The sequence below is a fragment of the Collinsella sp. AM12-1 genome, from assembly GCF_003472325.1.
In the GTDB taxonomy this organism is placed as follows: domain Bacteria; phylum Actinomycetota; class Coriobacteriia; order Coriobacteriales; family Coriobacteriaceae; genus Collinsella.
Genome location: NZ_QRLS01000029.1, coordinates 1 through 10,096 on the forward strand (window position 1 = coordinate 1; position 10,096 = coordinate 10,096).

Annotated in this window: 9 protein-coding genes and 1 riboswitch; all 9 genes read right to left on the bottom strand. The window is 60.8% G+C overall.

Annotation, left to right across the window (positions count from 1 at the left end):
* Nucleotides 1-158: 158 nt before the first annotated feature.
* Nucleotides 159-1,442 carry an aminotransferase class III-fold pyridoxal phosphate-dependent enzyme gene (locus tag DW136_RS09445; RefSeq protein ID WP_117583121.1) on the bottom strand — a complete coding sequence of 428 codons (1,284 nt, stop codon included), beginning with the start codon at nucleotides 1,440-1,442 and terminating at the stop codon, nucleotides 159-161.
* A gap of 69 nt (nucleotides 1,443-1,511) precedes the next feature.
* Nucleotides 1,512-2,492, bottom strand: a complete 981-nt coding sequence (argB, locus tag DW136_RS09450) for an acetylglutamate kinase (RefSeq protein ID WP_117583122.1) — start codon at nucleotides 2,490-2,492, stop codon at nucleotides 1,512-1,514.
* A gap of 81 nt (nucleotides 2,493-2,573) precedes the next feature.
* Entirely contained in the window at nucleotides 2,574-3,842 is a 1,269-nt protein-coding gene (argJ, locus tag DW136_RS09455; RefSeq protein ID WP_199408861.1) for a bifunctional glutamate N-acetyltransferase/amino-acid acetyltransferase ArgJ, read from the bottom strand.
* 133 nt (nucleotides 3,843-3,975) lie between these two features.
* Nucleotides 3,976-5,046 carry an N-acetyl-gamma-glutamyl-phosphate reductase gene (gene argC / locus DW136_RS09460; protein WP_117583124.1) on the bottom strand — a complete coding sequence of 357 codons (1,071 nt, stop codon included), beginning with the start codon at nucleotides 5,044-5,046 and terminating at the stop codon, nucleotides 3,976-3,978.
* A gap of 265 nt (nucleotides 5,047-5,311) precedes the next feature.
* A complete protein-coding gene (locus DW136_RS09465) occupies nucleotides 5,312-5,722 on the bottom strand; it encodes a pyridoxamine 5'-phosphate oxidase family protein (RefSeq protein WP_117583125.1) in 411 nt (136 codons plus the stop codon).
* A gap of 51 nt (nucleotides 5,723-5,773) precedes the next feature.
* Complete coding sequence (locus DW136_RS09470; RefSeq protein WP_117563813.1) at nucleotides 5,774-6,220, bottom strand: pyridoxamine 5'-phosphate oxidase family protein; 447 nt, start codon at nucleotides 6,218-6,220, stop codon at nucleotides 5,774-5,776.
* Nucleotides 6,221-6,250: 30 nt separating this feature from the next.
* A complete protein-coding gene (locus DW136_RS09475; RefSeq protein ID WP_055252301.1) occupies nucleotides 6,251-7,051 on the bottom strand; it encodes an energy-coupling factor transporter transmembrane protein EcfT in 801 nt (266 codons plus the stop codon).
* Entirely contained in the window at nucleotides 7,051-8,955 is a 1,905-nt protein-coding gene (locus tag DW136_RS09480; RefSeq protein WP_118289485.1) for an energy-coupling factor transporter ATPase, read from the bottom strand. Before DW136_RS09480 ends, DW136_RS09475 begins: the two co-directional genes overlap by 1 nt.
* Complete coding sequence (locus tag DW136_RS09485; RefSeq protein ID WP_117583127.1) at nucleotides 8,952-9,542, bottom strand: ECF transporter S component; 591 nt, start codon at nucleotides 9,540-9,542, stop codon at nucleotides 8,952-8,954. Before DW136_RS09485 ends, DW136_RS09480 begins: the two co-directional genes overlap by 4 nt.
* A 5-nt stretch (nucleotides 9,543-9,547) precedes the next feature.
* Nucleotides 9,548-9,740: riboswitch (FMN riboswitch) on the bottom strand.
* Nucleotides 9,741-10,096 lie beyond the last annotated feature (356 nt).

A 10,096-nucleotide genomic window follows, 5' to 3' on the forward strand; every position in this document is an offset into this window, starting at 1 on the left:
GACCTCGGGACGCTCTTACACCACGTCTGCGCGCGCCACCCAGCAGGTCTCCCCGCCTTAGCAAATCTAAGGCAAAACGGGCTCCAGACCGCTGAATCATGCCACATAGGGCACGTCCGCAGTCCGGAACCCGGTCAAAGTTAAGTTATTTCGCTGTGTTAGGCCAAAACGTCCGACAGGATCTCGATCAGACTGTCCACGTCGGATTCCTCGCAGACGAGCGGCGGCAGGAAACGCAGCGTATGGGCACCCGTAGCGTTAATCACGGCACCAGCCCCCAATGCACGGGCCACAACGTCGTGTGCATCACCCGCAGTATCGTCCAGATCGCAGCCGAGCATCAAGCCGCGGCCACGCACCTCGGTCACGTTCGGCAGCTTGGCGAGCTTTGCCTCCATATAGGCGCCTACCTTGGCAGCGTGGTCGGCATAATCGCCGCGCACGAGTGCGGAGAGCGTCGCGGCACACGCCGCGATGGCCAAGCAGCTACCGCCAAACGTCGAGCCGTGGTCGCCCGGCTTAAACACGTCGGCAATCTCCTTCTTTGCCACGACGGCACCCATGGGCACGCCATCAGCAATGCCCTTGGCAAGGCTCATGATGTCGGGTTCCACGCCATAGGCTTGGAATGCAAACGGCTTGCCGGAGCGGAAGATGCCGCACTGGACCTCGTCGGCGATAAGCACGGCGCCCACTTCGTGTGCCAGGTCGCGCGCTGCCGCCATAAACTCCTCGGTCATGGGGTGCACACCGCTCTCGCCCTGGATCGGCTCGAGCATCACGGCACAAATTTCGCTCCCCAGCTGCTTAAAGATCGCACGCAGTTCATCGATATCGTTGGGCGTGCAGGCCACAAAGCCACCCGGCAGCGGGCGGAAACTATCCTGCAGCCAATCCTGCATGGTGGCGGCAATGGTCTCGAGCGTACGGCCGTGGAAGCCGCCGCGCATGCACACGATAGTGTTGCCGCCGTTACCGGCACGCTTGGCGTACAGGCGCGCGAGCTTCATCGAGCCCTCGTTGGCCTCGGCGCCGGAGTTGGCAAAGAAGGTCTCCCAAACCTGCTCATCCGCAGCCGGGGCACCAAGAGCAGCTGCCGTGGTCTCATCGCCGGCGGCAATGGCATCGGCAAGCACGCGTGCACCATCTAAGTCGTCGTTGGCAAGCTTGGACAGCAGCGCCGCGACCTGTCCACGCTGCTCGATGTAGAAGTAATTGGAGACATGCATGAGCTTTTTGGTCTGTGCCTCGAGCGCCGAGAGCACAGCCGGGTCGCCATGACCTAGGCTGCACACGCCGATGCCGGCAAGAAAGTCGAGGTACTCACGACCATCGTCGCCGGTGAGCTTCATGCCGTGACCCTCGACAAACTCGACCGGAGAGCGGCCAAAGGTATGCATAACGTAATGGGATTCAAGCGATTGCTGAGCTGCAAGTGACATGGGATGCCTTTCGTTGGGCGCCAGACGGCGCAGGCCTATGGGTGCAGGAATGGGGCGGCTGCGAGTCAGTTAGACCGTCTGAAGCTTCTCGACCTCGTCGAGGTTCTCGGTCAGACGCGCAGCAAACGTCGAAAGCGGATGCGGATGCGTATCGAACTCGTAAGCCGTCTCGGTGGAATGGATCACGGTACCGACGCCGGCATCGGTCAGCAGCTCCAGCAGCAGCGAATGCGGCGTGGTGCCGTTGATGATGTGAGCGCGAAATACGCCGCCGGCAAGCGCATCGACGGCCGCACGCAGCTTGGGAATCATGCCCTTATCGACCTCGCCGCCGTAGAGCATTTCGTTAACCTCGTCGAGCGTTAGGTTGGAGATGAGTGAGTCTTTATCGCTAAAGTCCTTGTACAGGCCGTCGACGTCGGTCAAAAAGATCGCCTTATGCGCATGCAGCGCCGCCGCAACGGCACCGGCGGCGGTATCGGCGTTGATGTTGAAGAAACCGCCGTCCTCCCCCGCCGCGACGGTAGCGATGACGGGGATGTACTCGCTATCGAGCAGACGCTCGATATAGTCGGTGTTAACGTGCGTGACCTTGCCTACGCGGCCGAGTTCGGGGTCGAGCGGCTCGGCGATGAGCGTGCCGGCATCGCTGCCCGACACGCCCACGGCCAGGTTGCCGTGGTGGTTGATGGCAGCAACCAGCTCCTGGTTAACCTTGCCGCCCAGCACCTCGCGCACGATATCCATCGTCGCCGGCGTGGTCACGCGCTGGCCGTTCTTAAACTCGACGGGAATATCGTAATGGCTCAGCGCCTCGTTAATAGCCTTGCCGCCGCCGTGCACGATGACGGGGCGCATACCGATGATCTTGAGCAAAACGATGTCGCTCATCACGTCGCGGCGCAGCTGCTCATCAACCATGGCGGCTCCGCCATATTTGATAACAACCGTCTTGCCGGTCAGGTTCTTAATCCACGGCAGCGCTTCGAACAGCAGCTGCGCGGTTGCTTCGTTGGATTCGCTCGAACGACAATCGCGTGCGAATTTCATAATCTGCCTCGTCTTTCATATCGTTATCGCGCCGTGCTCCGCTGTCCGCAATCGCGGCAAGATGCGCAGCGTGCCCGGAATCTAGGAACGGTAGTCGCCGTTGATGGAGATGTACTCATGCGTGAGGTCGCAGGTCCACACGGTCGTTGCCGCGTCGCCTGCGCCCAGGTCGGCCGAGATCACGATCTCGGGCGCCTCGAAACGTCGTAGAGCCTCGTCCTCGTCAAAGGGAACAGTCAGACCGTCGCGACAGACAGGCATGCCCATCATGTCGATGGAAACGTCTTCCTGATTAAACTTCACGCCGCACTTGCCAAGCGCCATAGCAACGCGGCCCCAGTTGCAGTCGTGGCCGGCGATGCAGGTCTTAACGAGCGGCGAGTTGGCAACGGCACGGGCGGCGATATCGGCCTCCTCGTCGTTCACGGCGCCGGTAACGTTGACTGTAACAAGCTTGGATGCGCCCTCACCATCGGCGGCAATATTGCGCGCCAGGCTCTCGCACACCTCGTGCACGGCAAATGCCAACTCGTCAAAAGCATCGGAGCCCTCGACGATAGGCTCGGCATCTGCGGCAGCGGCACCGGAGGCAAGCATGATGCAGGTGTCGTTGGTCGAGGTGTCGGAATCGACCGTTACCTTGTTAAAGGTCTGCTTGACGGTCGAGAGCAGCAGGGCATGAAGTGCCGCCGGCTCGACGGGGGCATCGGTGGTGATAGCTGCGATCATGGTGGCCATGTTGGGCATGATCATACCCGAGCCCTTGCACATTCCGCCTACCGTATAGACATTGCTCGCATGACCCGCAGCCTCACTGACGTAGGACACGGCGTACTCCTTGGAGTGCGTGTCGGTCGTCATGATGGCGCGAGCGGCATCGGCGCCACCGTGGGCGGAGAGCGCCTCGTAGGCAGCAGGAATGGCGGTCTCAAACGTGTCGATCGGCAGAATCTGGCCAATCACACCCGTGGAGGCAATCAGAATCTGCTGGGGCTCGCAGCCGATGACCTGCGAGGCGATGTTGCAGGTCTCGCGCGCGCAGGCAAGACCGGTCTCACCCGTGGCGGCGTTGGCATTGCCAGAGTTGACCGAAACGCCGGCGATGATACCGTAGCCCTTGTCGGCACCGCCCAGGTGGGCACGGCTCACCTGCACGGGCGCCGCGCAAAAGCGATTGGTGGTAAACACGCCGGCACCGGGACAGGGTTTATCGGGCACGACGAGCGCGTAATCCAGGCGCTCGGGATTCTTGCGGAACCCAGCGTGGATGCCTGCAGCTTTAAAACCAGCCGCAGCCGTAACGCCACCCTCGACGGCGCGAATCTTGATATCAAACAGCTCGGTATTCATCGTCTTTATGACTCCTTATGTCAAACAAAAAAGGGCATCGGTTGGTGCGCCATGCCAGCCACAATCATGAGACCAGCTTAAGAGTGGCGCCCCACTCGATGCCCGACTACCAAATCGTTAACAATCGAATGTGCTACACCGGGCACGCCACTGTGGGCAAGCCTCGTCGCTCGTCAAAACCAAAGACGATGTTGGCGCACTGGACCGCCTGACCGGCAGCACCCTTGCACAGATTGTCGATCGCTCCCGTCGCCACCAGCACGCCCGCGCGCTTGTTGAGTGCAAGGCCGATCTGGGCAGCATTGGTGCCGACGACCGAGGCCGTCTTGGGCTGCTCGCCGGCATCGAGCACGCGCACAAAGGTGCGACCGGCGTAGAACTGTCTGTAATGGTCGACGACATCCTCAAGGGTCAAGGTATCGATAGCCTGCGGCGTAAGCGGCATCGTCACCGTAGAGAGCAGACCGCGCTTGAGCGGTGCCAGGTGCGGGGTGAAAACGATGTGGTCGGCTAGGCCAAGAATCTGCTCGATCTCGGGCGTATGGCGATGTTTTCCTGCGCCATAGGCCTCCAGGTTCTCGTCTGCACTGCAAAAACGCGTACGGGCGTTGCAGGACTTACCGGCACCCGTTACACCGCTGATAGCGTCAACGATCACGGGTCCGCTCTGGGCAACCCAGCCGGCGCGCACGGCAGGCGCGGCGGCAAGGCTCGTTGCGGTGGGATAGCAACCGGCGCAGGCGACCAGTACGGGCTTGCCGTCGGCGTGGTCGGATGCAGCGGTCTCCAAATCCTGGCAGAATAGCTCGGGCAGACCAAAGGCGCGGCTCTTGAGTAGCTCGGGGCTCGTGTGCTCGGCGGCATACCAGGCCTCAAAGGTGGCCGGATCGCTCAGGCGATAGTCGGCCGAGAGGTCAATGCAGGAGACTCCCGCGGCAAGCAAGGCGGGCACCTGTGCCATGGCGGCCGTGTGCGGCACGGCCAAAAAGACCGCGTCGCAGTTCTTGAGCTCGGGGGCATCATGCGTCGTAAAGGCAAGATCGCTTACGCCGGTGAAGCTCGGGTACACCGCAGACAGCGGCTGGCCGGCATCGGCGTTGGACGTAATGGCAACAAGTTCAAACTCGGGATGACCGAGGACGAGGTGAATGAGCTCGGCGCCGGCATATCCAGCCGCACCGACGATTCCAACCTTTACAGACATATCAGACTCCTTGTCTGCAGTTATGCACCAATACGCATCCTGCAGCCGTCGTTATGAAGTAGGTTGAAACTTTAGCACCAGAAGATGCATTTATACGCAAATCTTTTGCATATTCATGCATTGAAACAGTCACGACACATTCACTCAAAGGAGTTGACAAATAAACACGGACCCCATATTGCCCAGTGCGCCTTGCGGTGACGTTGCAATGTGGGGCCCGCTACATGCGAGAATTTGAATTGTCGAAGCTTGCTGAGAGACTCGTTTAGAGCTCGACCGGCACCCATTCGTCATGGTTGCAGATAAAGGCCTCGGGTTCCTCCACGCTAAAGAAGACGAGCGTGGGATCGTTAGGCCCCTCATAGTGCTCGCCCAGGCGCTCTAGATGCTTCCACCCAGCTTCGCGCATTTCGCCTAAAGCCCGGTCATCCAAGCCGGCACGCCCGCGCAAGATGAGCCAGCCATGGCCCGGCCACCAACTCGTGGCCTCAAAGCGCTGGTTTTGCAGCAGCTCTTGCCACACATCTTTGGTGCGCGCTGTTACAAACCACAGCTTGCCGTCCTGGATCTGCGCAAACGAAAACGGACGCACATGAGGCTGTCCGTCAACGCTCGTCGCCAAATACCATGCCGGCACCGACGTCAGATACTCCAACACCGTATTCAATCCGTCCATGTGTCCTCCTGGCGCTAGCTAATTCGGAACGGGTAGTTAATTTGAGACGCTCTAGAGCTCCAGGCGCTCCTCGCTGCCGTCGATATCACAGAAGCGCGCGGCAATGTTGCGGACCGAAAAGAAAGCAAGGCGGCCGTCGTTGGCACTCTCGTGTTCCTCGCCGATGCCCACCATGTGCTTAAAACCCGCTTGACGCACCTTGTCGCTCGCAACCGCGTCGTCCTCAAGTGCGGCCTCGCCGGTCAACACGATCCAACATTCCCCCGGCTTCCAGCCCGAGAGCTCAAACTTGGGATTCGCACTCAGCTCCGCCCACACATCCTTGTCGCGCGACGTGCAAAACCACAGCTTACCGTCATCGACCATGGCAAACGAAAACGGCCTCACGCGAGGCTGATGCCCGTCGGTCACATCGGTCGTGGCCAGATACCACGCCGGAATGCGCCTGAGATACGAACAGGCGCGCTCAAGCTGAGCCGTGCGGTCGTTGTCGGTCATAGGGACCCCTTTCTTGCGCTCGAATCGCGCCTAAACAAGTTGAAGGTTGACGACGATGACACACGCAAACAGCAGCATCGTCACAACCGCAGCCAGCGCATCCCCGCGGCGAAATGCAAGTGCATGCAGACGCGTGCGGCCCTGCTCGCCGTGATAGCAGCGTGCATCCATGGCGGCAGACAACGTCTCGGCATGACGGAACACGCCCGTGAACAGTGGAATCGCCACACTGCCGAGCATACGCACGCCGCCGAGCGGGCCACCCGTTACGCGTGCACCGCGGCTTGCCTGCGCGTCCGCCGTCTGCTTCATCTCGGTGGCAAACTGCGGCATAAAGCGCAACGCGATGCCCATGATCATGCCGAGCTCATGCGCAGGGAGCCCCACGCGCGCAAACGGTGCGAGCAGACGCTCAAAGCCCGCGGTGAGGTCGAGCGTAGGCGTGGTGAGCGTAATGGCGCTCATGCCGGCCATCATCAAGCTCAGGCGGCACGCCATAAAGGCGGCGGAATGCAGCGAGCCCTCGCTTATCTGCAAAAAGCCAAGCTGCCACAGAATGCGCCCGCTCTGGTCGGAAAACAGGTTGAGCACTGCGACCACCACGACAATCGCCAGCAATGGTGCCATCGATGATAGGACCCGGCGCAACGGCACCCGGGACACGGTATAGATCAGGACAACGAAGATTGCGACCGGGGCCAGTCCGCGGAAGCTGCTGACCGTGAGCGTCGTGATCAGAAACACAAAGCCCAAGAGCAACTTAGTTCGCGGGTCCAGGCGGTGGATCGCACTATCGCCGGGATAGTAGCTGCCAAACGAAAACGCCTCCATTAGCAGCCCTCCTCTCGCGCGACCGTCTTGGATTTAGCAATGTCCGCGACGTTAGAAGGACCGTCTGAGCGACCGATCAGCAAATCTGCCAACTCGTCGGCCAACGACTCAACCGTATAGAGCCCACCGCGACGCAGCGGCACGCCCGCCTCCGTAAGCGCCAGCGCCATACGCTGGGCGGCGGGAACGCCCAAGCCGATCGACTTGAGCTCATCGGCACGCGCAAACACCTGCGCGGGGGTTCCCTCGGCAAACACCGCGCCTTCGTTCATTACGACGATACGGTCGCAGCAATTGGCCAGGTCATCCATGCTGTGCGAAACCATGACAACGGTCAGGCCATCGCGGTGAAGTCGATCGATAAGCTCAAGGAAATCCCTGCGCGCAGCCGGATCGAGCCCCGCCATGGGTTCATCGAGCACCAGGACTTCGGGCTCCATGGCGAGCACGCCGGCGAATGCCACACGCCGTTGCTGACCGCCCGAAAGCTCAAAGGGACTCTTGTCGCCGACCGTGGAAAGATCGAGGCCCACGCGCGTAAGCGATGATGCGACACGGCGTGCGACCTCGTCTTGTGGCAGGCCAAGGTTGTGCGGACCAAACGCCACGTCCTGCGCCACGGTTTCGGCAAATAGCTGGCGCTCGGGATACTGAAACACCACGCCAACCTTGGCCTTAACCGTAGCGGCGTCTTTCTTGTTTGACAGATCGAGCCCCAGCGCGCGAACGGATCCCTCCTGGGGGCGAATCAAACCGTTGAGATGCTGGACCAGCGTCGACTTACCCGAACCGGTATGACCTGCCAAGCCCAGGAACTCGCCGCGACGCACCGCCAGCGATACATCGCGCAGCGCCCACGGGCTGCTGGGGTCGTTTCCCCAGAGGGCCTGTTTGTTCGATTTGCCCGCAGTGGCCGAGCGCTTATGCCAGCGGCGGCGCTCGCGGGCGCTCAGCGAGTAACTATGCGAGAGGTGCGAAATCTCGATGACGGGCTCCGACGCGGCTGTCCCGTCGGTTGCAGAGGAGGCGTTGTCGAGCACACGAGAATCGGATGCAGAAGGCCGCCCTGCGGTGTCTTCCCCACTCCGGTCGGCATATGCCTGCGCAATCTCGGCGACCATATCCACCTCGCGCACCTGCGCATGAACGGGCACGCCCTTCGCACGAAGCGCCGTGCCCAAGCAGCACGACGCCGGCATATCCAAGTTGAGCTGCGCAAGTTCGTCCGCCCGTGTCAAGATTTCCTCGGGCGTACCGAGCATGGCAACGCGCCCCGCCCGAAATACCGCGACACGATCGGCCTCGGCGGCCTCTTCCATAAAGTGCGTAATCATCACGATGGTCATGCCGCGATCGTGCAACGCGTGGCAAGCCTTCATGAGGCCCTTGCGTCCACGCGGATTGAGCATTGAAGAAGCCTCGTCCAATATGAGCACGCGCGGTTCCATGGCGAGCACACCGGCAAGCGCCACACGCTGCTTTTGACCGCCCGAAAGCGCATGGGTCTCGTGGCGCTCAAAGCCCACCAGGCCCACGCCCTTCAGCGCCTCGCGTACCCGCTGCGCAATTTGTGCCGATGGCACGCCAAGGTTTTCGGGACCAAACGCAACGTCATCTTCGACAAGCGTTGCCACCAGCTGGTCATCTGGATTTTGGAATACCATGCCCGCGGTCGAACGAATGTCGTAGACCAGCTCGGGGTCGGACGCATCCATGCCGTTGATGCGTACCGTGCCCGCATCGGGCTGCAACAGTGCATTCAGATGCTTGGCAAACGTCGACTTGCCCGATCCATTGCCACCGAGGATGCAGAAAAACTCCCCGTCCTCGATGTTCAGATCGACGCCGTCGAGTGCCGGTACGGCACCGTCATAGCTAAAGGAAACGCCCCGACACTCAATCATGCGCGGCCTTTGACCTGGTCCTTTTTAGGCGTGATGAGGTTGGAGACCGCCTTGTACACTGCAAGCGTCAATACCGAGTTAAGGACAGTCTTGATAAGGTTGAACGGCAGCACGGCGGGAATCATGAGCGGGGCGATCACATCGACCGAGCCATACCAGAACCAAACACCAATGGTAAGGTTTGCGACCATAGACAACGCCGTAGCGGCAATGACGCCGAGCGCTAGGCCAATCACGGCACCCTTATAGGTATGCATCTTCTGGTAGACGATAGCCGCGGGCAGAATGTAGCCCAGCGTGGCAACCAGGTTCATAAGCGCGCCGACCCAGTCACCCGTGGTGAGCGCATGGATAACGATCGCCATGGCGGCAACAGCAGTGCCGGCGCCAGGGCTATACGCAAAACCGCACACCATCGCCGGCACCAGCGACGGGTCATACGTCAAAAACGGCGCCGAGGGAAGAATGGGCAGCTGCACGTACATAAACAGGGCGCCCAAGGCGCACATCAGCGCCATGGTAACGAGCTGTTTGGTGCTCCACCTATTCGTGTTCTCAAAATGGATATGCTGCGACTGTTCAGACATAAGATCACCTGCCTCTTTCATCCGGACTCTAACCGTTGGTACTGGAATCTCACCAGTTCAGCCGGCATGCGAACCAACACACGCTCGGGTCGCGGACTCATCGGCTCGGTCGCAGACGCCTCGCCTGCTCCGCGGCACCCCTTTGGCACCGCCCGATTTACCGCCAGTGGGGAATTCCACCCCGCCCTGAAACAGCACTTGCAAGTGTAGCACGAGCAATCGTTCGCGCAAGTATGCCGAGGGTAATTTGTGGTGGGGATCAGTTGCCACAACAACCACGTTCCCCACCCATCCCAAAGTAGCGCGCCTTTCGCGCAAAGCGCGAAACAGCGAAGGGGACAAGCCACTGCAACAACCACATCCTCCACTCGCCCCAAAGCGGCGCGCCTTTCGCGGCAAAGCCGCGAAACAGCGACCGGGACACGTATTCCCAACAACCAAGTCCTCCGCCCACGCCGACCTCAAGGCCGTAAACGCAGGGAATCCGGGGGCGTGACGGGGGCTTCCCTCCGGAACATTCCGCACTGATATCTTCTGTATTGAAGACGTCGATG